The organism is Faecalibacterium taiwanense (genome assembly GCF_036632915.2).
Taxonomy (GTDB): Bacteria; Bacillota; Clostridia; order Oscillospirales; family Ruminococcaceae; genus Faecalibacterium; species Faecalibacterium taiwanense.
The window spans coordinates 90,215-115,343 of sequence record NZ_CP155552.1 but is presented as its reverse complement, the minus strand read 5'-3'; the positions used below and the strand labels follow the sequence as shown (position 1 = coordinate 115,343).

Annotated in this window: 14 protein-coding genes, 2 tRNA genes, 3 rRNA genes and 1 pseudogene; 13 read left to right on the top strand and 7 right to left on the bottom strand. The window is 56.3% G+C overall.

Features of this window, described 5'->3' with window-relative positions; genetic code table 11:
* The first annotated feature begins 271 nt into the window (after positions 1–271).
* On the top strand, positions 272–2,329 hold the full coding sequence (locus tag PXT33_RS00525) for an MMPL family transporter (RefSeq protein WP_332375741.1): 2,058 nt from the start codon (positions 272–274) through the stop codon (positions 2,327–2,329).
* A 5-nt stretch (positions 2,330–2,334) separates the two neighbouring features.
* Entirely contained in the window at positions 2,335–4,041 is a 1,707-nt protein-coding gene (locus tag PXT33_RS00520) for a hypothetical protein (protein ID WP_332375740.1), read from the top strand.
* A 319-nt stretch (positions 4,042–4,360) separates the two neighbouring features.
* On the opposite strand, the gene PXT33_RS00515 is transcribed toward PXT33_RS00520, so the two are convergent.
* Genes PXT33_RS00515 through PXT33_RS00500 form a run of 4 tightly spaced genes read right to left on the bottom strand, consistent with a single transcriptional unit; the run spans position 4,361 to position 6,392 of the window.
* Positions 4,361–4,681, bottom strand: a complete 321-nt coding sequence (locus PXT33_RS00515) for a hypothetical protein (protein WP_332375739.1) — start codon at positions 4,679–4,681, stop codon at positions 4,361–4,363.
* Between the two features lie 26 nt (positions 4,682–4,707).
* The gene (locus PXT33_RS00510; protein WP_332375738.1) at positions 4,708–5,247 is read right to left on the bottom strand and encodes a histidine phosphatase family protein; all 540 of its coding nucleotides are present in this window, start codon (positions 5,245–5,247) and stop codon (positions 4,708–4,710) included.
* Positions 5,248–5,257: 10 nt separating this feature from the next.
* Positions 5,258–6,160, bottom strand: coding sequence for a 2-dehydropantoate 2-reductase (locus tag PXT33_RS00505; RefSeq protein WP_332375737.1), 903 nt, complete (start codon positions 6,158–6,160; stop codon positions 5,258–5,260).
* A 16-nt stretch (positions 6,161–6,176) separates the two neighbouring features.
* Complete coding sequence (locus tag PXT33_RS00500; protein WP_332375736.1) at positions 6,177–6,392, bottom strand: hypothetical protein; 216 nt, start codon at positions 6,390–6,392, stop codon at positions 6,177–6,179.
* A 137-nt stretch (positions 6,393–6,529) separates the two neighbouring features.
* Here PXT33_RS00500 and PXT33_RS00495 point away from each other — a divergent pair, with 137 nt between their 5' ends.
* The 5 genes from PXT33_RS00495 to PXT33_RS00475 all read left to right on the top strand — a co-directional run bounded on the left by PXT33_RS00495 (position 6,530) and on the right by PXT33_RS00475 (position 13,600).
* The gene (locus PXT33_RS00495) at positions 6,530–7,447 is read left to right on the top strand and encodes a LysR family transcriptional regulator (RefSeq protein WP_179860434.1); all 918 of its coding nucleotides are present in this window, start codon (positions 6,530–6,532) and stop codon (positions 7,445–7,447) included.
* A 312-nt stretch (positions 7,448–7,759) separates the two neighbouring features.
* Entirely contained in the window at positions 7,760–9,259 is a 1,500-nt protein-coding gene (locus PXT33_RS00490; protein WP_097781033.1) for a carbon starvation protein A, read from the top strand.
* Positions 9,260–9,688: 429 nt separating this feature from the next.
* Positions 9,689–11,194 (top strand): carbon starvation protein A, encoded by a 1,506-nt coding sequence (locus PXT33_RS00485; RefSeq protein WP_097774059.1) that lies wholly within the window; start codon positions 9,689–9,691, stop codon positions 11,192–11,194.
* Between the two features lie 400 nt (positions 11,195–11,594).
* Positions 11,595–12,443: an ATPase P gene (locus PXT33_RS00480; protein ID WP_347070420.1), complete on the top strand. Its 849-nt coding sequence runs from the start codon at positions 11,595–11,597 to the stop codon at positions 12,441–12,443.
* A gap of 128 nt (positions 12,444–12,571) precedes the next feature.
* Complete coding sequence (locus tag PXT33_RS00475) at positions 12,572–13,600, top strand: aldo/keto reductase (protein ID WP_332375735.1); 1,029 nt, start codon at positions 12,572–12,574, stop codon at positions 13,598–13,600.
* Between the two features lie 40 nt (positions 13,601–13,640).
* Here PXT33_RS00475 and PXT33_RS00470 read toward each other — a convergent pair whose 3' ends face one another.
* On the bottom strand, positions 13,641–15,005 hold the full coding sequence (locus PXT33_RS00470) for an MATE family efflux transporter (protein WP_005936940.1): 1,365 nt from the start codon (positions 15,003–15,005) through the stop codon (positions 13,641–13,643).
* Between the two features lie 160 nt (positions 15,006–15,165).
* On the opposite strand from PXT33_RS00470, the gene PXT33_RS00465 reads away from it, so the two are divergent.
* A tRNA-Arg gene (locus tag PXT33_RS00465) sits at positions 15,166–15,242 on the top strand.
* 363 nt (positions 15,243–15,605) lie between these two features.
* Here PXT33_RS00465 and PXT33_RS00460 read toward each other — a convergent pair.
* Positions 15,606–16,382: a type III pantothenate kinase gene (locus PXT33_RS00460; RefSeq protein WP_044953371.1), complete on the bottom strand. Its 777-nt coding sequence runs from the start codon at positions 16,380–16,382 to the stop codon at positions 15,606–15,608.
* A 756-nt stretch (positions 16,383–17,138) separates the two neighbouring features.
* On the opposite strand from PXT33_RS00460, the gene PXT33_RS00455 reads away from it, so the two are divergent.
* From PXT33_RS00455 to PXT33_RS00435, 5 genes and pseudogenes are all read left to right on the top strand, one after another.
* A 16S ribosomal RNA gene (locus tag PXT33_RS00455) occupies positions 17,139–18,649 on the top strand.
* Between the two features lie 268 nt (positions 18,650–18,917).
* A 23S ribosomal RNA gene (locus tag PXT33_RS00450) occupies positions 18,918–21,752 on the top strand.
* 127 nt (positions 21,753–21,879) lie between these two features.
* Positions 21,880–21,996: ribosomal RNA gene (gene rrf / locus PXT33_RS00445) — 5S ribosomal RNA — on the top strand.
* The 16S, 23S and 5S rRNA genes sit together here with 1 tRNA gene alongside, the layout of an rRNA operon.
* Positions 21,997–22,034: 38 nt before the next feature.
* A tRNA-Lys gene (locus PXT33_RS00440) sits at positions 22,035–22,110 on the top strand.
* A gap of 242 nt (positions 22,111–22,352) precedes the next feature.
* Positions 22,353–22,574 (top strand): annotated as a pseudogene (locus PXT33_RS00435) (winged helix-turn-helix transcriptional regulator); the annotation flags it as partial.
* A gap of 285 nt (positions 22,575–22,859) precedes the next feature.
* Here the strand turns inward: PXT33_RS00435 and PXT33_RS00430 are convergent.
* Positions 22,860–25,121 carry a glycogen/starch/alpha-glucan phosphorylase gene (locus PXT33_RS00430; RefSeq protein ID WP_332375734.1) on the bottom strand — a complete coding sequence of 754 codons (2,262 nt, stop codon included), beginning with the start codon at positions 25,119–25,121 and terminating at the stop codon, positions 22,860–22,862.
* Positions 25,122–25,129 lie beyond the last annotated feature (8 nt).

Genomic DNA, 25,129 nt, shown 5'->3' with positions numbered 1-25,129 from the left:
CTCGATCTGCTTCGTCACTACGGCAACGAAACCTCCGGCGGGGCGCTGTCTGCACGGCATCTTATCCGGCCCGTTTCAAATTACGTTGAAAACGGTCCTCCGATGAACCGAAAAAGAGCATATCAGAATTTATTTTTGTTGTCAAGGCAGAAAAATCAAAAAATCGGCATTCGAGGGTCAAAATTCATAAACTGTCTCTTTCCAACGTTTATCAAACCTGTTAGAATGATAAAAGTTTTTTATGGATCCGGAAAGGAGAACTCCTGTTTTGATGAAACGTTTTTATACCGCCATCGTGCGCCGCCGCAGGCTGGTGCTGGCGGTGTTTGCACTGACGGCTGTGCTGAGCGTGTTCGCTGTGCGTCAGGTAAAGGTGGATTACGATATCAACGACTATCTGCCGCCGGAATCCCCCTCCACCACCGCCATCGAGGTGATGAACGGTGCTTTCACCGGCGGCATCCCCAACATGCGGGTCATGGTGCGGGATGTGACGGTGCCGCAGGCGCTGGAGTACAAGGAAAAGCTTGCCGCCATCGATGGAGTGTCCTCCGTTGCATGGCTGGACGACAGTTTGGATGTGACAGTGCCTTTGCAGATGCAGGACACCGCCACGGTGGAGAGCTATTATAAGGATGGCTGCGCCCTGTTCACCGTGACGGTGGAGGACGAGAAGCGTCTGGAAGCCGTGGCTGCCGTGCGGGATCTGATCGGGGAGGGCAACGCGCTGGAGGGCGCGGCGGTCTCCACTGCCGTTGCCACCAACTCCACCGTGACCGAGGTGGCAAAGATCGCCGCCATCGCGGTGGTGTATGTGCTGTTCATCCTGATCCTGACCACCGATTCCTGGGCGGAGCCGCTGCTGGTGCTGACGGGCCTTGGCGCGGCCATCCTGCTCAACAACGGCACGAACCTCATCTTCGGCACCATCTCGTTTGTGACGAATGCGGCGGGCAGCATCCTGCAGCTGGCGGTGTCGCTGGACTACTCGGTGTTCCTGATCCACCGCTTTGCGGAGTGCCGGGCTGAAAACCCGGATGCCAGCCCGGAGGAGTGCATGGTGGATGCCCTGTGCAGATCCACCGGCTCCATCCTGTCCAGCGGCCTGACCACCGTCATCGGTTTTCTGGCACTGGTGCTCATGCAGTTCCAGATCGGCCCGGATCTGGGCCTTGCGCTGGCAAAGGGCGTGGTGCTGAGCCTTGTCACCGTGTTCACCTTTATGCCCGCGCTCACGCTGGCAGCGTATCAGTGGATGGATAAGACCTGCCACAGGCCACTGCTGCCCAGCTTTGACAAGTTTGGCCGCTTTGTGGCCCGCATCATGCTGCCCATGGCGCTGGTGCTGGTCATTCTGATGGTGCCCAGCTATCTGGCCTCCAACTCGAACCAGTATTACTACGGTGCCGCCCACATGTTTGGCGAGAACACCCGTCTGGGTGCGGACACCGCCGCCATCGAGGAGACCTTTGGCCGCAGCGACACCTACGTTGTACTGGTGCCGGAGGGCGACACTGCCACGCAGCAAAAGCTTTCGGATGCATTGCACGCCATCCCGGAGGTGACCGGCATCCTTTCCTATGTGGACAACGCAGGCGCGTCCATTCCGCCGGAGTTCGTGCCCGGGGATACGCTGGGGCTGCTGGTCTCCGGCGGCTACACCCGCATGGTGCTTACGGTGGACGCCGACACCGAGGGCGATGGGGCCTTTGCGCTGGTGGAGCGGGTGCGCGCTACGGTGCAGCAATATTACCCGGACAATTATTATCTGGCCGGTCAGGGCGTGAGCACCTATGACCTGATGGACACCATCACGGCCGACATGGTCAAGGTGAACCTGCTGGCCATCGGCGCAGTATTCCTGATCCTGCTCCTCATGAAGCGGCAGCTGCTTTTGCCCATCATTCTGGTGCTCAGCATCGAGACCGCCATCTGGATCAATCTGGCCATCCCGTACTTCCGGGGCCAGTACGTGTTCTACATTGCCTATCTCATCATCAGCTCGGTGCAGCTGGGTGCTACGGTGGATTACGCCATCCTCTTCTCCGACCGCTATCAGGAGTTCCGCGAGACGCTGGGCCGCAAAGAAGCCGTTGCGGCCACGGTGTCCGCCGTGACCACCTCGGTCAGCACCACCGGCAGCGCCATGGCGGTGGTGGGCTTCCTGATGGGAGCCATTTCCACAAACCAGCTGCTGGGCCAGCTGGGCAATTTTCTGGGCGTGGGCAGTCTGGTGTCACTGGCCATCGTGCTTTCGGCACTGCCGGGCTTTTTGTATCTGGCCGACCCGCTCATTATAAAAAAGAAAAGACAGCCGAAGGAGGCTTGACCGAGATGAAACATCGATTTGTGCGCCGGGTGTCGGCGCTGGCGCTGGCAGGCTGCCTGCTGGCGGGCAGCAGTCTGCCAGCTTTTGCAGCAGCCTCCGCTGCCAAGGAAGAGGTCATTTATGCAAATCTTACGGCCTCCGGTGCGGTGACCGGCGTGTACGCCGTGAACAGCTTTTCCGTGCAGGCGGGGGACACCGTTGCGGACCACGGCAGCTACACTGCCGTGCGCAACATGACCACGAGCGATGCCGTGGAGCAGAGCGGCGATACGGTCACGGTGCATGTGACCGAGGACGGCAAGCTCTATTATGAGGGCACCATGGACGCCGCCACGGCCCTGCCATGGGTGGTAAAGCTGACCTATACGCTGGACGGGGCAGAAATCAGCCCCGACGAGCTGGGCGGCAAAAGCGGTGCCCTTTCCATCCGGCTGCAGGTGAGCCGCAACCCGGACTGCACCGGCAGCTTTTTTGACGACTACGCGCTGCAGGTGACCATGAGTCTGGACACCGGCCTTGCCCGGAACATCAGCGCGCCGGGCGCTACGGTGGCGAATGTGGGCAGCAAAAAGCAGCTTTCCTACATCCTGCTGCCGGGCGCGGACAGCGATGTGACCGTCACTGCCGATGTGACGGACTTTGCCATGGATGCCGTTTCCCTGAACGGCGTGCGGCTGAACCTGAACCTCGACCTCGGGGATATGGACCTGACCGGGATGCTGGAACAGCTGCAGAGCGGTTCCGTGCAGCTGGACGATGGTGCCAACGCGCTGGCAGACGGCATTGCGCAGGTGCAGGCGGGCATCGACACCCTGAACGGCAATTCCGGTGCCTTGACCGGCGGCTCAGCCCGGGTGCGTGCCGCCCTCACCCAGATGCAGACCGCGCTGAACGGCATCTCGGCCTCCACCGACGAGCTGAACACCCTGCTGGATGCCTCTACCCAGATCCGGGACGGCATTGCCCGGCTGGATGAGGGCGCGGCACAGCTGGAACAGCAGGTGAGCTTTGAAGCCTACAAGGCCATCCTGAAAGAGAACGGCCTTGACCTTGACGTGGTAAAGGATGGCAATGCCAAGGCCATCCAGCAGCTGCAGGGCATGGTGTGGATGATGCCGCAGCTCAAGGATGTGATCCTGCTTTTGCAGGGGTCTACGGCCAACATCGATGCCATGCAGACCTATCTCGACACCGTGAACGGCGGCATCGCCCAGCTGCACGAGGGCAGCAGCACCCTGAACGGCAGCTACGGCGAGTTTGACGCCGGTGTGCGTCAGCTGGCCGGTGTGCTTACTGGGATGCTGGGCAATCTCTCGGTGCTCACCGACGGCGTGAACCAGCTTGCCGCCCAGTACGTCCAGCTGGACAACGGCCTGAACGCCTACACCGACGGCGTGGCCCAGCTGAAGGCGGGCGTTGCGCAGCTGGCGGAGGGAGCGTCTCAGCTGACCGGCGGCACCGGCGAGCTGCGCAGCAGCGTTTCCGACATCGACATGGGTGCCCAGCTGGACGGCCTGCTGAACAGTCTTTCCGGCGGCGGGGAGGTGCAGAGCTTCACCTCGGCAGAGAACACCGAGGTGGGCGCGGTGCAGTTTGCGTTGCAGACCACTGCCATCACGGCCCCGGCCCCGGCTGCCCAGCCGGAACCGGCGGCTGTGACCCTGACCTTCTGGCAGAAGCTGCTCAAGCTGTTTGGGCTGTATAAAGGCTGATTTTTATGATACGGGGGATGCTTCCCGCACAGAGAGTAGTCGCGTGTTTAAAGTTTCATGCTTTTTGCAAAATGCATCGCCGCCGGGTATGTTCTCTTTTGCGTGCCAAAAGAGAACCAGAAAGGACGGCGGTGCCCGCAGGGCATGAAAGCCCCAGTGGGGCTTTTAAGCCGCAGACCGGTTTGCGTAGCAAATACCGCGCGTTCAGCGCGGCAAGGTCTCCGCTACTTTCGAGGCGCGGGAGGCACGAACTAGGGGCTACACGCCCCTAGTAACCCCAAAGAAGATGGGCTCCATACAAAAAATCCAAGTCGCTTCGCTAAAGGATTTTTTGTGTTACGCCGATTTCAAGGCCCCTCAGCCGCTGCTGCGGCAGCTCCCCGCAGGGGAGCAGGCGCGCTCGTAAGCTTTGTACTCGAGCCAGTAACTTTGCCGCACGGATAAAGCCTCCCTCCATGAGGGAGGTGGCATTGCCGCAGGCAATGACGGAAGGAGTCTGCGCCTGCTTTCTCCCGCGCTGCCGTTTGCCGTCCAGTTCCCTCCCGTGAAAAGCGAAAGCCGGAAAATCCGCAGATTTTCCGGCTTTCTTTCTATAAAAATAATATTTCCGCTGTTTATGGCGCAGCGCACGCGGAGCCATTTTAAATCGTCTGCTTCCCGCTGACATCATTCAAAATGATATTCCACCAGTTCGCAGTTTTTGATGCCCGCAGCTGCGTATTCCTCGTTGGTCATATCGTAGAAATAGGTCTGCACCACCCGGGCGATGCCGTTGTGGGCTACCAGAAGATAGGTCTTGCCGGTGTCAGCCTTCAGCTCGTCCAGCAGGTTATAGATGCGCTGGGCCAGCTGCATCATGCTCTCGCCGCCGTCGTAGCGGTCGGCGAAGTGGGTCTTGGAAACGCGGAACTCGCCGCCGTTGCGGGGCGTGCCCTCGTATTTGCCAAAGCACTGCTCCCGCAGGCGCGGCTCACACCGGGCGGGCAGGCCGGTGGCCTTGGCAATGGCCATGGCGGTGTCGGCGGCGCGGGACAGGGGAGAGTACAGAATCTCATCGATGTGCACCCCGCTGGCTTTGACGGCTTCGCCCAGCTTCCGGGCCTGCTGGCGGCCCCGCTCGGTGAGGGGGCTGTCGGTCATGCCGCAGATCTTGTTTTCAACGTTCCAGACGGTCTCTCCGTGGCGGGTGAAATAAAGCGTATGCATGGGTGGCTCCTTACTGGTCGTATCCCGCCTCGATCTCGCGGATGCGGGTGTAGAAAAAGTCGTTGGCAGGGGTGGGCATCCCGTACTTCTTGGCCCGCTGGCGCACCACACCGGCAAACTCCTCCACCTCGGTGGGGCGCTTTGCCAGCACATCCTGCCGCATGCTGGGCATGCCCTCGGGGTTAAAGGTGGGCATCATGGCATCGATGAACTGCACATCGTTGTCCGGCGGCAGGGGCACGCCCTCAAGGTTCGCCAGCCGGATGACCTCCTGCATGGCCGCGCGCATCATGTCCTGTGCTTCGCCGGGCTGGCGCAGGCCGCCGTAGGGCTGGTCAAAGGCGGCTGCGGCCTGATTCAGGCCATCATTCACCATCAGCTTGTTCCACTGCTTGTAAAGGATATCCCCACAGGGCTCGTTGGCAATGCCGCACTCGTCCAGATAGTCAGCCACGGCCTGCACACGGTCGGTCATCTCGCCGCTGCACTCACCGAACTGGATCTTGCCCGCCTGATTGAACACCAGCGTGCGCCCGGTGCGGGTGGCGTCCATGCCGATGGCAACGCTCCACAGGGTGTGGCCGGGATAGGCTGCGTCAATGTGCTCCTCGCTGGTGATGCCGTTCAGCACGCTGAGGATCACGGTGTCCGGCCCTACGAACTTTGCAATGTCCTGAATGGCCTGTTCCAGCACCGTAGCCTTGACGGCCACCAGAAGCAGGTCTACCGGTTTGCCCTCGGCAGGGGTGACGTAACGGAAGCTGCACGCTTCGCCGTTGCAGACGACCGGTTCGGCAGAGTAGCGGGCAATGCGGTCCTCATCGGCAATGACCTGCACGCCGGGCATTTTGCGGCCAAACAGGATGCCCAGTGCGCCCAGACCGATCAGGGCAGAGGTTTTGATCTTTTTCATAAGTTCCTCCTGCATTTTATGCTTTTTTCAGTGTGCCGTCTGCGGTCAGGACGACCGTGCTGCCCTCGTCGATGCCTAGGCGGGTGAGCTCTTTGTCCGGGTAGGGCAGGGTGCGCCGCTCCCCGGCGGGATCGGCCAGCGTGACATCGTACAGCACCGGCTGACCGGCGGGCAGCTCCTCGCAGCCATACATCTGCTCTTCAATGCGCAGAACACGGTAGGTAGTCTCCATAGCAGCTAAACTCCTTTTTGTAAATACAGCATTTTTATTATAAAGCTCTGCGCGGGGCGCGTCAACCGCATTTGGCTTGACAGCCGGCCGCCCGGCTTGATAAAATAGGAATGATTTTTGGAACAGGGGGCAGTCACATGAATATTACGGAACTGCGTTATCTGGTGGCCATCCGCAAGTGGGGCTCCGTGAGTGCGGCGGCAAAGCAGCTGTATGCGGCCCAGCCCAATGTGAGCAAGGCGCTCAAGAACCTGGAAGAGGAATATGGCATCCGCATCTTTGAGCGCTCGTCCACCGGCATGATCCCCACCGAACAGGGACGGCATTTTATCCGGCAGGCAGAGCGGGTGCTGGACGAGGTGGACCGGCTGGATCTGGATGCCCGCAGCCGGCAGAGCAGCTGTGCGGAGCTGCGGGTGGTGCTGCCCCACGCCACCTACGCTTCCTACGCGACGGTGGATTTTTTGCAGCAGATGGCAGACAGCCAGCAGCTGCGGGTGCATATCCGGGAATCCGGCTCCATGGAAGCGCTGGACCATGTGCTGCGGCGGGGCTATCATCTGGCCCTGCTGCGCTACGCGGAGGAGGACGAGGATTACTACCACCGCTACTGCGACCGTCACGGCCTGCACCGGGAGCCGGTGATGGAGTTTGAATACCGGCTGCTGACCAACCGTGAAGGCCCGCTGGCAAAGTGCGAAGTGACCGACATCACCCAGCTGAACAGCTATATGGAAGTCCTGCACGGTGATTTCCAGCTGCCCGGCGGTGAGGACAGCGGCCTGCGCTGGCATACGAACCCGAACCGCCGCATCCATGTGTATGAGCGGTGCAGCCAGTTTTCCATCCTGCAGAACCTGCCCAATGCCTATATGTGGGCTTCGCCCATGCCAAAGCGGGCGCTGGAACAATACCATCTGGTGCTCAGGAAATGCCCGGCCCAGCGCCAGCGCATGAAGGATGTTCTGGTCTATCCGGACAGGGGGACCCTGCGCCCGGAAGAGCAGACCTTTGTGCAGCTGCTGCACAAGCAGGCGGCGCTGACCGTGAAATGACCGCCGAAACCGGTTAAGAACTGGCAAAATATCGGAATGCGGAAAAACCGGAAAGCAAAGGAATTTGGCCGACAGCCGCAGCGCTTTATGCGCTGCGGCTGTCTTTTTGCTGATAAATCGAGCGAAAAAGAGACGAAACATCGGCTAAAAAACTTTGCGGCTATATGGTCTTTGATATGCCCCCATACCAGAAGCATATTATCACTTTTATGAAAAATATGTTAACATAGACCTAGAAAGCTGGCCGGGATGAATGGAAAATATGGAAAATGCTCCCATGATTCCGGCACAAAGAAAAAGGAGGTTTCTGGTATGATCAGTTTCTTACTCTGTCTGGCGATCCTGATCGTGGGCTACTTTGTCTATGGTAAGATCGTGGACAACACCTTCGGCCCGGACGACCGCGAAACGCCTGCTGTGCGCATCAATGACGGTGTGGACTACGTTGTGATGCCCCAGTGGAAGCTGTTCCTCGTTCAGCTGCTGAACATCGCCGGCCTTGGCCCCATCTTTGGTGCCATGCAGGGCGCATTGTGGGGGCCTGTGGTGTTCCTGTGGATCACCTTCGGCACCATCTTTGCGGGCGGTGTGCACGACTACTTCTCCGGCATGATGAGCGAGCGCAACGACGGCGCTTCCATCGCCGAGATCACCGGCAAGTACTTAGGCCCTGTGATGCAGAACGTCATGCGTGTGTTCTCGGTGGTGCTGCTCATCATGGTGGGTACTGTGTTCGCGGTGGGTCCCGCAGGCCTGATCGTGGAGCTGTGCAGTCAGAGCGGCGCTTCCGGCGTGCTCACCTCGCTGCTGTTCTGGCTCATCATTATTCTGGTGTACTACTTTATTGCAACCTTTATCTCCATTGATGCCGTCATTGGCAAGATCTACCCCATCTTTGGCATCTGCCTGATCATCATGGCCATCGGTGTCATCTTCGGCATCTTCACCAATCCCGCCTACACCATCCCGGAGATCTGGGATCACTTTGGCAGCATGCATCCGTCGGGCACTCCCATCTGGAGCTTCATGTTCATCACGGTGGCCTGCGGTGCAATCTCCGGCTTCCACTCCACCCAGTCGCCCCTGATGGCTCGCTGCATGAAGAGTGAAAAGCAGGGCCACTTCGTGTTCTACGGCGCAATGGTCTGCGAGGGCGTCATCGCTCTGATCTGGGCCGCTGCTGGCTGCAGCCTGTACGAGGTGACCGGCGGCCTGAACACCGGTCTGGCCGAAGCACTGGCCATGGGCCAGTCCAAGGCTATTTATGATGTCTGCTCCAAGACCATGGGCGGCGTTGGCATTGCTCTGGCAATGATCGGCGTTGTCATCTGCCCCATCACCTCCGGCGATACCGCGTTCCGTTCCGCTCGTCTGACTCTGGCCGACTGGTTCAAGATCGATCAGGACAGCTACGCAAACCGCCTGAAGCTCTGTGTTCCTGTGCTGGGCGTTGGTGCTTTCCTGGGCATCGGCAACGCACTGGGCTTCATCAACTACACCGTGATCTGGCGCTACTTCAGCTGGACCAACCAGACGCTGGCCATGATCGTTCTGTGGGCTGCATCCATGTACCTGTTCAAGGAGAAGAAGAACTACTGGATCACCGCTGTGCCCGCTACCTTCATGAGCGCGGTCTCTTCCACCTACTTCATTCTGGCTCCCGAATGCCTGGGCGGCCTGCTGAACGCCAAGACCGCAGAAGGCGCAACCATCTACAACACCGCCGTTGCATACCCCATCGGCATCATCTTTGCCATTGCAATGCTGGCAGTCTTCCTCCACGCAACGAAGAAGGCAGCCCAGAAGGCATGACACGATATATACAAAGATATATACAAATGATCTGCTGAATAAGGCACCCTCCGCTGAAATGGCTCGGCGGAGGGTGCCTTGTATTTTGCGGCGTTTCAGGCAAAGAAATCACGATTTGCGGAGAAAATTGAAAACGATTGAGCAACTTGCACAAAAGCAGGCCAGAAAGTTTGGCAGCAGCGGCTTTGACCGGTTCCGGGAAAGGTCTTTGCCGGGGAATTAAGAAAATTTGTCGTGAACGCGATAAAAATTCTTTGCGGGTATTCCGCGGAAGCATCTTGCCATATACTTTTTGATATGGGAACCATACCAGAAAAATATTAACTGCTTTATGAAAAAAGTGTTAACATGAAGCCAGAGATTGGTCAGAGCCGCAGCTGGGCACGCAAAATGCTGGCTGTGGTTTGAATCAAAAAGGAGGTTTCTGGTATGATTAGTTTCTTACTCTGTCTGGCGCTCTTGATCATCGGCTACTTTGTCTATGGCAAGATCGTTGACAACACGTTCGGACCGGACGACCGCGAAACTCCTGCTGTGCGCATCAACGACGGCGTTGACTACGTTGTGATGCCCCAGTGGAAGCTGTTCCTCGTCCAGCTGCTGAACATTGCAGGTCTGGGCCCCATCTTTGGTGCACTGCAGGGTGCTCTGTGGGGTCCCGTGGTGTTCCTGTGGATCACCTTCGGCACCATCTTTGCAGGTGGTGTGCATGACTACTTCTCCGGTATGATGAGCGAGCGCAACGATGGCGCATCCATCGCTGAGGTCACCGGCAGATACCTCGGACCTGTCATGCAGAACATCATGCGTGTGTTCTCTGTTGTGCTGCTGATCATGGTTGGTACCGTGTTCGCAGTGGGCCCCGCAGGCCTGATCGTTACCCTGTGCAAGAACAGCGGCATGTCCGGTCTGCTGACCACCACCCTGTTCTGGCTGATCATCATTCTGGTGTACTACTTCATCGCAACCTTTATTTCCATTGATGCCATCATCGGTAAGATCTACCCCGTGTTCGGCATCTGCCTGATCATCATGGCTGTGGGCGTTATCTTCGGCATCTTTACCAACCCCGCCTACACCATCCCCGAGATCTGGGCAAACTTCGGCAACATGCATCCGTCGGGCACTCCCATTTGGAGCTTCATGTTCATCACCGTTGCCTGCGGCGCTATCTCCGGCTTCCACTCCACCCAGTCGCCTCTGATGGCTCGCTGCATGAAGAGTGAGAAGCAGGGCCACTTCGTGTTCTACGGCGCAATGGTCTGCGAGGGCGTCATCGCTCTGATCTGGGCCGCTGCCGGCTGCGCACTGTACACCATCACCGACGGCAAGATGGCTGGTCTGGCCGAGGCTCTGGCTGCTGGTCAGTCTGCTGCCATCTACGACGTGTGTGCAAAGACCATGGGCGGCGTTGGCATTGCTCTGGCAATGATCGGCGTTGTCATCTGCCCCGTCACCTCCGGCGATACCGCGTTCCGTTCCGCTCGTCTGACCCTGGCCGACTGGCTCAAGATCGATCAGGACAGCTACGCAAACCGCCTGAAGCTCTGCATTCCGGTTCTGGGCGTTGGCGCTTTCCTTGGCATCGGCAACGCACTGGGCTTCATCAACTACACCGTGATCTGGCGCTACTTCAGCTGGACCAACCAGACGCTGGCCATGATCGTTCTGTGGGCTGCATCCATGTACCTGTTCAAGGAGAAGAAGAACTACTGGATCACCGCTGTGCCCGCTACCTTCATGAGCGCTGTGTCCTGCACCTACTTCGTGCTGGCACCTGAGTGCCTGGGCAAGATGATCAATACTTACGCAGACGGCAAGCTGGTCGCTTACAACACTGCCGTTGCATACCCCATCGGCATCATCTTTGCAATCGCAATGCTGGCACTCTTCATCCATGCCACCAAGAAGCACACCGCTTCTCAGAAGGCATAAGGATGTCTGCCGCACCGCATAAGCCTTAAACTCTGACACCCCCGCCGCTGCACCCCGCAGTGACGGGGGTGTTTTGACATAACAGACAAACCTTTTGTGCAAATCTTAGCAGCAGAAGGGGTTGCATTTTGAGGGCTGCAGTGCGAAAATAGAACCGGTGATTTTATTTGGAATGGCTGCAGCATCTGCGGCTGGACCGGAAACTAACAGTAAAGAAGGGAACTTCCATGATCTTCAAACCTGCACAGCTGGGTATGGCAAAGCTTGATAATCAGGAGCTGGTGGAGGACAGAAAGTCCTGCAAAAGATCGGCCCCTGCGGCGTTGGCAAAAAGGCGCTGTACCTCAACAGCTTTTACATCGATCGCCGCTATTATCTGCCCTATGGCAGCATCAGCCGCGTGTTCAAGCGGGTGGCTATGAGCTCCGGCGGCTTTACCGGCAAGGGCATGTTTGCCTCCATGGCCTACCTTGTGGTGGAGTACGATGGCGGCAAGCAGAAGCAGTGCAACTTCAAGGACGAGCGGGATGTGGACAAGCTGCTGGAGGTGCTGGCCAAAGAGCAGCCGCAGATCCATCTGCTCAGCGCAGCCGGTGAACAGATGCTGCAGAAGAAGGAAGCCGAAAAGGCCTCCCGCAAGCTGCCGGAAAGCGAGCTGACCGACGATGCCCGTCACAGCATCACCGTGCTGCGCAGGGCAAAGGAATATCTGGAAGCAAAGCCGGAAATCGCCGATGAGCTGAGTGCAGCCGAGCGCCGCAAGCGCGCCCAGCTGCAAAGCAAGCCGGTGTACCGCTATGTGGCACTTGCCATCTTTGTTATGGGCATCGTCTCCGCGGCCTACGGCCTGTATGCCGTTACCACCCACACCGGCGGCTATGGCATCTACTTTGCACTGTTTGGCTTTGCAGCCATCTTCCTGTTCTCCAGCTACAACATGCTGCCCACTGCCCACAACAACCACAGCGCCATCATGAAGCGGGCCGAGAAGGCCGAAGCTGCTATGGCAGAATACGTGAAGCACTACCCGAACGGTGCCTTCCCGGTGCCCAGCCATTACGCACATCCCATCGTGCTCAAGCAGATGGCCGATGCCATTGAAGAGGGCCGCGCCGTCACCGTGCCGGAGGCTTTGACTGCCGTGGAAAACCGCCTGAAGTCCCTGAACGCAGATGTGCAGGTGGAACAGGAGGAATACGACGAGGTGGTGGTCATCAAGGCGATGTTCCTGAACCACGATTATCAGTAAAAAGTAAGCAAAGAGGGCTTTTCCTTCGGGAAAGGCCCTTTTGCTTTGCCTAACTTCTTGCACAGCAGAATCGTTCGTTTTATAATGAAAAAGGAGAGTCTTTACACCCACGAGTGGAGGAAACAGCTATGGATATGGTCACCCTTGGCAGCACCGGCATCACGGTGAACAAAAATGGCTTCGGCGCACTGCCCATCCAGCGCATCTCGCAGGAAGATGCCGTCTATCTGGCCCGCAAGGCTTACAAGGCAGGCATCCGCTTTTTTGATACCGCCCGCGCCTACACCGACAGCGAGGTGAAGCTGGGCGAAGCCTTTGACGGCATCCGCACGGAAGTGTATATCGCCACCAAAACGGCAGCGCAGAACGCAGAGGACTTCTGGAAGGATCTGCACACCTCACTCACCAATCTGCGCACCGATTACATTGACCTGTACCAGTTCCACAATCCCGCATTCTGCCCGAAGCCAGGCGACGGCTCCGGCCTCTACGAGGCTATGCAGGAGGCCAAAACCAAGGGCATGATCCGGCATATCGGCATCACCAACCACCGCCTGAAGGTGGCCCATGAGGCCATTGACAGCGGTTTGTACGAGACGCTGCAGTTCCCGTTCAGCTATATCTCCGGTGAGCAGGAGCTGGAATTGGTGAACAAGTGCAAGGCGGCAAATATGGGCTTTATCGCCATGAAGGGCCTGTCCGGTGGACTGATCACCAACAGCGCCGCAGCCTATGCCTTTGAGGCGCAGTTCGATGGAGTTCTGCCCATCTGGGGCGTGCAGCGTGAAAGGGAACTGGACGAGTTCCTCTCCTATATCGACAACCCGCCGCGCATGACCGACGACATCCGTGCCGTCATTGAGGGGGATCGTGCCGAGCTGTGCGGCGAGTTCTGCCGCGGCTGCGGCTATTGTATGCCCTGCCCGGCAGGCATCGAGATCAACAACTGCGCCCGCATGAGCCTGCTGCTGCGTCGTTCGCCCTCGGCAGAGCATCTCAGCCCCGCAGGTCAGGCCAAGATGAAAAAGATCGAGGGCTGCCTGCACTGCAACCGGTGCAAGGCCAAGTGCCCATATGGTCTGGATACCCCCGCCCTGCTGGCCCGCAACTATGAGGATTACAAGCGCGTTCTGGCCGGTGAAGTAAAAGTTCAGTAACACAAAAGCTCCTGCCCATTCAGACAGGAGCTTTTGTGCTTTATGCGGCAGCTTTTGGCTGCTCAAAAATCCTCATCGATTCCTTATAGCAGTGTGCGAAGTACACGATCTCGGCAAGGGCGGTCAGCGCCCAGCTGCAGGGGTACAGTGCGTACAGCGAGGGAATGGTGTGAAAGTGCGCGAAGATGGTGTATACCCAGATCACCCGGAACACGCAGGAACCCATTACCACAATAATGGTGGGCACCACAGTCTTGCCAAGTCCGCGGGAAGCGGCGATGGTGCAATCCATAAAGGCGGAGATGCAGTAGGCAAAGCCCATCACGCCCACGCGCTTCATGCCGGCATCAATGACGGCGCTCTCGGTGGTGAACAGGGCAAGGAAGGTGCGGCCAAAGAGGAACAGGCTTCCGCCCAGGATCAGGCCCACACCAAAGGAGTAGGCCAGACTGATGAAATAACTCTTCTTTACGCGGTCCGGCTTGCCAGCGCCGTAGTTCTGGCTCATAAAGCTTGCACAGGCCATATAGAATGCGGCCATGCAGTCGTAGATCATGGCATCGGCATTGGCGGCGGCGCTGTTGCCCTTGACCATGAGAGAGTCGAAGGAGTTGACCCCTGCCTGAATGAACAGGTTTGCAATGGCGAAAATGGCATTCTGGAAACCGGACGGAAGACCAAGGCCCAGAATGCTCTTTGTTGTGGCGGGGTCCAGATGCAGCTTTTTGGTGTCCAGTACATAGCAGTCCTGCACTTTGGTCAAAGCGTGCAGGATCAGCCCGGCAGAGGCGCACTGCGAAATGGCACTGGCCAGCGCCACGCCCATGACGCTTAACTGGCACACGATGACAAAGAACAGGTTCAGTGCAATGTTCAGTGCGCCCGCAATGGACAGGTACATCAGCGGCTTTTTGGTGTCGCCGATGGCGCTGAACACAGCGTTGCCGAAGTTGTACAAGGCCAGAGCGGGCATACCAAGGAAGTACACCCGCAGGTACAGGATGGCACCGGGCAGCAGGTCGTCCTTGGTGTTCAGCAGCCGCAGCATGAAGGGGGAACCCAGCAGGCCGACGAACAGCAGCACCACACCCGCGATCAGGCTGACGATGGCGGCGGAGTGGACAGTCTTTTCCACATCGTGCTCGTGCCGTGCACCGTAGAAGCGGGCCACCAGCACGTTGATGCCGCCGCTCAGGCCGATCAGGAAGCCGGTGAACAGGCTGACGAGGATGCTGGTGGAACCCACCGCGCCCAGCGCTGTAGAGCCTGCAAACCGGCCTACCACGGCCACGTCCGACATGTTGAACAGCACCTGCAGCAGGTTGGAAAGCGCCAGCGGCAGACTGACCAGAAAGATCTGTTTGGCCAGAGGGCCTTCGGTCAGTGTTTTGGTATTTGATTTCATGTTCTCTTTTTATCCTTTAACCTAAACCGTGCCCGCGCACACCGGGGCACACCTCTATTATATGGGCCGCTGCGGCTTTTGCAAGATAGCATCGACATTTCATATTTGATTTTTTTGTGTGGCTGTGCTATACTACTTTACACCGATGAAATAAATATGTGCGATCGTAGCTCAGCTGGATAGAGCGTTCGGCTCCGACCCGGAAGGCCAGAGGTTCGAATCCTCCCGGTCGCACCAAGAATCCCCGACACACTTTCGTGTGCCGGGGATTCTTTTTGTGCGACCGGGAGGATTCGAACAGCAACGACGACGACCGCAGCCTGCGGCTGAAACAGGGAGGAGTTGTTGGGGCCGCGTTCTGATTTTTCAAAGCCCTGCCAAGGGGCTGCAGAAAAATCAGCAAACGCAACCCGTCAGGCCCTGCACAGCAGGGCAAGCAATCAGCCACAGCGCGGCTTTGCTTAGCCTGCGGTTGCCAACCTGTAGGAATGTCTAACAAGAGGACTACTGTTCATCCGGGGAAAAATCGAACTGTCCTGAAACCCGTAGAACACATTCGTGTTCTGGTTTTTCTTTTTCGGTGCGCCGGGAGGATTCGAGTTATCCTTTTTTGTTTTTCATCCAGATGCGGTACAGCCCGTCTGTGATGAGGGTCTCCCGGTATAGAATAGGGGTGCAGCATGCTTCCCGGATGGGAATGGGCAGATTGCCGGTGGCGTAGAATGCTGTCTGCGGGCCAAGCTCTGCGCAGAAACGTTCCGCCAGACCGTCCAGCAGGCTGGCAGTGCCCAGTACAAAGCCGTTCTGCAGGCAGGAAGAGGTGCTCTTGCCCAGAATGGATGCAGGAGCCTTTGCAGCAAGGTCGATCTGCGGCAGCTGAGCGGTGTTCTTTACCAGTGCGCTCAGCGAGAGCTGCGGCCCGGGCAGGATCACTCCGCCCACAAGCTCCTGCTTGGCATTGACTGCCATCATGGAGATAGCGGTGTCGGCTGAGATCACCACCAGCGGCCCGGAACACTCTGCCAGTGCAGCAACAGCACCGCATAAAAGCTCGGCGCCCAGCTGGGCGGGGTTGTCCAGCCGAAGCTTGATGCCACTTTTCAGGCCGGGGCCGACCGTCAGGATGCGCGCATTGCAGAGGATACGCAAAGCGGAAAGAACCCGGCCGCTCAGCACGGGCACTACACTGCCCAGAATACCGCCTTCAATTTGTGCCGGCGATGCACCGTGCAGAGAGAGTAGATTCACCAGACGGATGGCGTATTCGTCCACCGTTGCGGCGGTATCAGAGTGCAGCCGTCCACAAAAACGCAGAGTATCCTGCTCGTAGCCGCCCACGGTGATGTGGGTGTTGCCAATGTTGACGGTGAGTATCATAAACAAAGCCCTCCTCTGCAGCGCAATATAATGTATATATAATATAATAGCGCGCCCGCCGCGGATACTGACACAGGACATGGCGCTTCTCCCTTATAGAATAAGTATAGCTACCTTACACAGGATGCTGGGGGATGACTCCATAATACGTTCTGCCCGCCGCCTTGTCAAGAAAAAGGCACGTCCTGTAACGGGTGAAAAACAGGGAGATCCTTTATTCTGCAAAGAAATTGGAGAAAATCTGTCAAAAAGTGTTGACAAGGAGGCGGGGGTGTGGTATTATACTTGAGCGCCAAGCGCTGAGGCAAAAGAATGACTTCCGAAGCCACAGCAGGAAGCCCTTGAAAAGAACCAATAGACGCTGAAAAGTTTTGCGGTTGCGAAAGCAATGAATCGCCCCAATGGGGCGTTCAAGCAAACAGAGCGGTCTTGCGAAAGCAAGATGGAGGGGACTCACCCCGACAAGCTCACGGTTTGTTCTGAGAAACTTTTTGGATGTCCAAGTTCAGAAAGTTCAAAAGCTTCTAAAAAATAAGGCTTGACAAAAAACCACTTCGGTGGTACAATAAACAGGTCGTCAGCCACAAGGCTGAGGCGCTACAGGACCTTGAAAATTGAACAATATCGAAAAACTTGTAAGGAACCTTTTAAGTGTTTGGAAAAACACTAAAAACAATTCCAAAAGTAATTCACACAGGACGCAAGCGATTGCGTGCTGAGCGAACAAGATTTAACACTTTTAAGTGATAAATATCATTTATAAAGAGTTTGATCCTGGCTCAGGACGAACGCTGGCGGCGCGCCTAACACATGCAAGTCGAACGAGCGAGAGAGAGCTTGCTTTCTCGAGCGAGTGGCGAACGGGTGAGTAACGCGTGAGGAACCTGCCTCAAAGAGGGGGACAACAGTTGGAAACGACTGCTAATACCGCATAAGCCCACGGTGCCGCATGGCACAGAGGGAAAAGGAGCAATCCGCTTTGAGATGGCCTCGCGTCCGATTAGCTAGTTGGTGAGGTAATGGCCCACCAAGGCGACGATCGGTAGCCGGACTGAGAGGTTGAACGGCCACATTGGGACTGAGACACGGCCCAGACTCCTACGGGAGGCAGCAGTGGGGAATATTGCACAATGGGGGAAACCCTGATGCAGCGACGCCGCGTGGAGGAAGAAGGTCTTCGGATTGTAAACTCCTGTTGTTGGGGAAGATAATGACGGTACCCAACAAGGAAGTGACGGCTAACTACGTGCCAGCAGCCGCGGTAAAACGTAGGTCACAAGCGTTGTCCGGAATTACTGGGTGTAAAGGGAGCGCAGGCGGGAAGACAAGTTGGAAGTGAAATCTATGGGCTCAACCCATAAACTGCTTTCAAAACTGTTTTTCTTGAGTAGTGCAGAGGTAGGCGGAATTCCCGGTGTAGCGGTGGAATGCGTAGATATCGGGAGGAACACCAGTGGCGAAGGCGGCCTACTGGGCACCAACTGACGCTGAGGCTCGAAAGTGTGGGTAGCAAACAGGATTAGATACCCTGGTAGTCCACACCGTAAACGATGATTACTAGGTGTTGGAGGATTGACCCCTTCAGTGCCGCAGTTAACACAATAAGTAATCCACCTGGGGAGTACGACCGCAAGGTTGAAACTCAAAGGAATTGACGGGGGCCCGCACAAGCAGTGGAGTATGTGGTTTAATTCGACGCAACGCGAAGAACCTTACCAAGTCTTGACATCCCTTGACAGGCATAGAAATATGTTTTCTCTTCGGAGCAAGGAGACAGGTGGTGCATGGTTGTCGTCAGCTCGTGTCGTGAGATGTTGGGTTAAGTCCCGCAACGAGCGCAACCCTTATGGTCAGTTACTACGCAAGAGGACTCTGGCCAGACTGCCGTTGACAAAACGGAGGAAGGTGGGGATGACGTCAAATCATCATGCCCTTTATGACTTGGGCTACACACGTACTACAATGGCGTTAAACAAAGAGAAGCGAGACCGCGAGGTGGAGCAAAACTCAGAAACAACGTCCCAGTTCGGACTGCAGGCTGCAACTCGCCTGCACGAAGTCGGAATTGCTAGTAATCGTGGATCAGCATGCCACGGTGAATACGTTCCCGGGCCTTGTACACACCGCCCGTCACACCATGAGAGCCGGGGGGACCCGAAGTCGGTAGTCTAACCGCAAGGAGGACGCCGCCGAAGGTAAAACTGGTGATTGGGGTGAAGTCGTAACAAGGTAGCCGTAGGAGAACCTGCGGCTGGATCACCTCCTTTCTAAGGAGTCAGGCAAGGACAGGACATCAAAAGATGGACAGTCCTTGGACAGGCAACAAACAAGCAGAGTAGATATTGTTCGATTTTGAGGGCCCTGAAAAGGGAACTCAAAGACGTACCTTGAAAACTGAATAATAACTGCGAAACAAAGATTATAGTAAGTTCTTTTTTAAGAAATATTACAATTTCAAAAGGAAGGGTAACAATAATCTTCGTTGGCAAGAGAGAATCAAGAGGATATCAAATGTTCCTAAGAGAACGTTTGAAAGGTCAAGCGAACAAGGGCGCAGGGCGAATGCCTTGGCACTGGGAGCCGATGAAAGACGTGATAAGCTGCGATAAGCTTCGGGGAGCTGCAAATAAGCATTGATCCGGAGATTTCTGAATGAGGAAACTCACCTGGGTTCATACTCAGGTACGTTATACTGAACTTCAAAATAGGTATATCGAGGGAACCGCCTGAACTGAAACATCTAAGTAGGGCGAGGAAGAGACATCAAACGAGATTCCGTAAGTAGTGGCGAGCGAACGCGGAAGAGGGCAAACCGAGAGTAGAAATACTTTCGGGGTACGGACTGCTTTTAGGACTTAATCTGTTAACCGAACGGCATGGGAAGGCCGGTCAGAGAGTGTGAGAACCACGTAGGTGAAAACGGAGAGAGCTGCGCAGGATCCAGAGTACGGCCAGACACGTGAAACCTGGTCGGAATATGGGGGGACCACCCTCCAACCCTAAATACTACCCAGTGACCGATAGCGTATAGTACTGTGAAGGAAAGGTGAAAAGCACCCCGGGAGGGGAGTGAAAAAGAACCTGAAACCCTGTGCCTACAAGCACCTAGAGCGCGTCAATGCGTGATAGGGTACTTTTTGTAGAACGGTCCGGCGAGCGATTGTATGCAGCAAGGTTAAGGACTTAAGGTCTGGAGCCGAAGCGAAAGCGAGTTTGAAAAGGGCGTTAAGTTGCATATAATGGGCCCGAAACCGGGTGACCTACCCATGGTCAGGTTGAAGTGGAAGTAAAATTCCATGGAGGACCGAACCGACCTCCGTTGAAAAGGCGGCGGATGAACTGTGGGTAGCGGAGAAATTCCAATCGAACCCGGAGATAGCTGGTTCTCCCCGAAATAGTTTTAGGACTAGCCTCAAGTTAGATACCTGGAGGTAAAGCACTGAATAGCCTAGCGGCCGAGAGGTTAGCGAAGCTTATCAAACTCAGAATGCCAGAGTATTGATGCTTGGGAGTCAGACAGTGTCAGATAAATGTCATTGTCAAAAGGGAAACAGCCCAGATCTACAGCTAAGGTCCCAAAGTCAGGTTAAGTGGAAAACGATGTGAAGATACGTAGACAACCAGGATGTTGGCTCAGAAGCAGCCACTCATTCAAAGAGTGCGTAATAGCTCACTGGTCGAGCGTCTTTGCGCGGAGAATTTAACGGGGCTAAACCTGACACCGAAGCTTAGGCAGCATGATTACATGCTGGGTAGGGGAGCGTTGTATACGCGGTGAAACAGTAGCGCAAGCGGCTGTGGAGTGTATAGAAGTGAGAATGCCGGAATGAGTAGCGCGAATGCAGTGAGAATCTGCATGGCCGAAAGCCTCAGGTTTCTGGAGGAAGGTTCGTCCGCTCCAGGTTAGTCGGGAGCTAAGGTGAGGCCTAACGGCGTAGCCGATGCACAGACGGTAGAGATTCCGTCACCACCAAAAGAGTTAAACACAGGGACACATATGAAGTCTCGGAGCCGGGTGTTGGTTCCGGTAGCGATCGAGGGAAGTTAGTACCGAAGTCCGGGATGGAAGATGGCGAGAAAAGCTGTGTGTATTTCTGCGGTGCCCGTACCGCAAACCGACACAGGTAGGTAGGAAGAAGATTCTAAGGCCAACGGGAGAAGGGTTGTTAAGGAACTCGGCAAATTGACCCCGTAACTTCGGGAGAAGGGGTGCTGCAGCAATGCAGCCGCAGAGAATCGGCCCAAGCAACTGTTTACCAAAAACACAGGTTTGTGCTAAATCGAAAGATGACGTATACGAGCTGACGCCTGCCCGGTGCTGGAAGGTTAAGAGGAGATGTGCAAGCATTGAATCGAAGCCCCAGTGAACGGCGGCCGTAACTATAACGGTCCTAAGGTAGCGAAATTCCTTGTCAGGTAAGTTCTGACCCGCATGAAAGGCGTAATGATTTGGGCACTGTCTCAACAGCCCGCCCGGCGAAATTGTAGTACCGGTGAAGATGCCGGTTACCCGCGACAAGACGGAAAGACCCCATGGAGCTTTACTGTAGCCTAATATTGGGTTTCGATGTTGCATGCACAGGATAGATGGGACACTGGGAAGCAGGTGCTTTGGCGCTTGTGGAGTGGCCGTTGGGATACCATCCTTGCGATATTGGAATTCTAACCTGCGCCTTTGAATCAAGGCGGGGGACATTGTTAGGTGGGCAGTTTGACTGGGGCGGTCGCCTCCTAAAGAGTAACGGAGGCGTTCAAAGGTTCGCTCAGCTTGAACGGAAATCAAGCAAAAGAGTGCAAACGCAGAAGCGAGCCTAACTGCGAGACTGACGGGTCGAGCAGTAACGAAAGTTGGAGTTAGTGATCCGGTGGTATGTGAGTGGAAATGCCATCGCTCAACGGATAAAAGTTACCCTGGGGATAACAGGCTGATCTCCCCCAAGAGTCCACATCGACGGGGAGGTTTGGCACCTCGATGTCGGCTCATCGCATCCTGGGGCTGTATTCGGTCCCAAGGGTTTGGCTGTTCGCCAATTAAAGCGGTACGCGAGCTGGGTTCAGAACGTCGTGAGACAGTTCGGTCCCTATCTGTCGTGGGCGCAGGATATTTGATGGGAGCTGTTCCTAGTACGAGAGGACCGGAGCGGACGTACCTCTGGCGCACCAGTTGTTCTGCCAAGAGCATAGCTGGGCAACTATGTACGGATCGGATAAACGCTGAAAGCATCTAAGCGTGAAGCCGACCCAAAGATAAGATATCCCATTGTTTCAAACAAGTAAGACCCCTTGAAGACTACAAGGTTGATAGGCACGATGTGTAAGTGGAGCGATCCATTCAGCAAGTGTGTACTAATAGGTCGAGGGCTTGACCACAATTCGCTTGAGACTCTGAGAGTCAACGAAAAAATGTAAGCAGTGATTATTCAGTTTTGAAGGCACGTCCTTCTAAGAAACACTGGACAAAGTACAACAAACATGTTATACTGGTTCAGTCAGATCGGTCGGTGTCGATGACGGTGAGGTTCCACCTGTTCCCATTCCGAACACAGAAGTTAAGCTCACTTGTGCCGAAGATAGTTCGCTGGAAACGGCGCGTGAAAATAGGTAGTCGCCGACTTGAGTTATCAGAATGAAGAAACCGCATTCTGATAATATGCACCTCTAGCTCAGTTGGTAGAGCAACTGACTCTTAATCAGTGGGCCCAGGGTTCGAGTCCCTGGAGGTGCACCAGATATTGAACGTCAAATCGTAAGATTTGGCGTTCTTTTTTGTTATGTAACCCCGAAAAATCGGGGCTTGCACGGTCAATGCACGGTTTTTGCACGGTTGGAGTTTTCATAGGAATCCTCTGCATGGGCTGGAATTACTTTGAAATGCGTGGTAAATTTTGCATTAGGTCAGCAGAGCCAGACGGAGCTGCGCCTTTACTTCGGGGTCTGCATTCTTCAGCAGTTCCAGCAGAGCGGTCATAGAAGCTGAAAAAGTCCATCGGTCATGTAACTCAGAAGGTTCTGACCGCTCAGCTGCGGCAGATGGAGGAAAGCGGGCTGCTGACCCGGAAGGTCTACGCTGAAGTGCCGCCCCGGGTGGAATATACGCTGACGGAACTGGGGTATAGCCTGAAGCCGGTTCTGGATGCCATGTGGGCATGGGGCGAAGGGTATAAAAGCAGACTGGAAGGGAAAGCAGAATAAGTAAAAGACGGGGTGCTGTGCATTTGTGCAGCACCCCGTCTTTTATTTGTGTTCATCTGCGCCCGGCTCATAGAGCAGCTCCAAATAGGGGTGCTTCCGGATGGCGGCAACCACCTCATCCAGGCGGGTCGCGCAGAAATTCTGGCAGCATAGAGTTTGTGCCGATAGAAATTTTGCGTACAGTAGATTTTGGAAATCTTCTTTGATGCCGCAAATCGTAGGCGGTGCCCATGGTTAGATAGATCTCGTCCTGCGGCAGAAGATCAATAAAATTGCGATAATAAACTATTTGCCCAGATGCCAGATGTCGCGGTCGTACTCGGCAATGGTGCGGTCGGAGGAGAACATGCCCGCTTTGGCAATGTTCACCAGACACTTGCGCCGCCAGCCCTTCGGGTCGCAGGCGTAATCGCTGAGGGCCTGCCCCTTGCGCACAACGTAGGCGTTGAAGTCCGGCAGGGTCTGGAACCAGTCTTTATGGATCAGCTCGTTGTGCAGGCGGGTCAGGTTTTCGGCGTGACCGGCGGCCAGCATCTCCGGGCCGGTGAGGAAGTTGATGGCGCGGCGGATGTTGACATCGCCCTCCACCCACTGGGCGGGGTCGTAGTCGCCCACGGCGTAGCGGTGGATGACCTGATCGGAGGTCTGGCCGAAGATATAGATGTTCTCCTCGCCCACCTGCTGGCTGATCTCCACATTGGCACCGTCCATGGTGCCCAGCGTCAGCGCGCCGTTCAGCATGAACTTCATGTTGCCGGTGCCGGAAGCTTCCTTGGAGGCAAGGCTGATCTGCTCGGACAGGTCGCAGGCAGGGATCAGCTTTTCGGCGGCGGTAACGTTGTAGTTCTCCACGAACACCACCTGCAGCCACTTGGACACTTCCGGGTCTGCGGCAATGACCTTGGACAGGGTCAGCAGCGCATGGATGATGTCCTTTGCAATGGTGTAGGCAGGTGCCGCCTTGGCACCGAAGATGCTCACCAGCGGAGCAGCGGGCAGGTGCCCGGCCTTGATCTCGTAGTACTGATGGATGAGGTACAGCAGGTTCAGCTGCTGGCGCTTGTACTCGTGCAGGCGCTTGGACTGGATATCGAACACAGCATCGGTGTTCACGCTCACCTTCTGGGTGCGCAGCAGCCAGTCTGCCAGTGCTTCCTTGTTGGCCTTTTTCACAGCGGTCAGCTGCTCCAGCACAGCTTCGTCGTCAGCAAAAGCCAGCAGCTTTTCCAGCTCGGTGGCATCCTTACGGAAGCCGGAGCCGATGTGCTGTTCCAGCGCGGCGGTCAGGCGGGGGTCGCATTCCAGCAGCCAGCGGCGGAAGGTGATGCCGTTGGTCTTATTGTTGAACTTTTCCGGATACAGCTCGTAAAAGCCGTGCAGCTCGGAATTTTTCAAAATCTCGGTGTGCAGCGCTGCCACGCCGTTGGTGGAGTGGGTAAAGTGGATGTCCATGTGGGCCATGTGCACCCGGTCGTCCTTGTCGATGATGGCAAGGCTCTCGTCCTTGGTGCGGGTGCGGGCCAGTGCGTCCAGCTTTTCGATAATGGGCATCAGCTGGGGCACCACGGTATCCAGATAGGCGCGGGGCCACTTTTCCAGCGCTTCGGCCAGAATGGTGTGGTTGGTGTAGGCGCAGGTCTTTGTGACGATCTTTACGGCTTCCTCAAATTCGATGCCCTTTTCGCCCAGCAGCCGGATCAGCTCCGGGATGACCATGCTGGGGTGGGTGTCGTTGATCTGGATGGCGGCGTAGTCGGCCAGATCATGGTAATCGCAGCCCCGGGCGGCACACTCGGCCAGAATGAGCTGGGCACCGGCAGAGACCATCAGGTACTGCTGGTACACCCGCAGGCGGCGGCCTGCCTCATCGGAATCGTCCGGGTAGAGGAAGAGGGTCAGGTTCTTGTCGATGGCAGTTTTATCGAAGGCAATGCCGTCATGGACGATGCTCTCATCGATGGTGTCAAGGTCAAACAGGTTCAGGGTGTTGGTGCGGCCCTCGTAGCCGGTGACCGCCAGCTTGTACAGCCGGGCAGTGTACTCCTTGCCCGCCAGCTCCACCGGGTAGGTGATGTCGGTCTTTTCTGCCCAGCTGTGGGCGGTGAGCCACGGGTCGGGCTTTTCGTTCTGCACGCCGTCCTCAAAGGACTGGTGGAACAGGCCGAAGTGATACCGCAGGCCCACGCCGTCGCCGGGCAGGTTCAGCGTTGCCAGAGAGTCGAGGAAGCAGGCAGCCAGACGGCCCAGACCGCCGTTGCCCAGAGAAGGTTCCGGCTCCACCTCTTCGATATCGGAAAGGCTCTTGCCGACGGCAGCCAGTGCATCGCGGGCTTCATCGTACAGTCCCAGATTGATGAGGTTGTTGGACAGCAGCTTGCCGATGAGAAATTCGGCGCTGATATAGTACAGCTTGCGGCCGGTGACCGGCTGCACACGGTCGGCGCTCTTCTGCCGGACGAGTTCCAGCAGCGCGAGATACAGCTCCTGATTCGTGCAGTCTGCCAGCGGCTTGCCCGTGAGACCCTGTAACGTTTCGGTAAAGCTCATAAATGCAT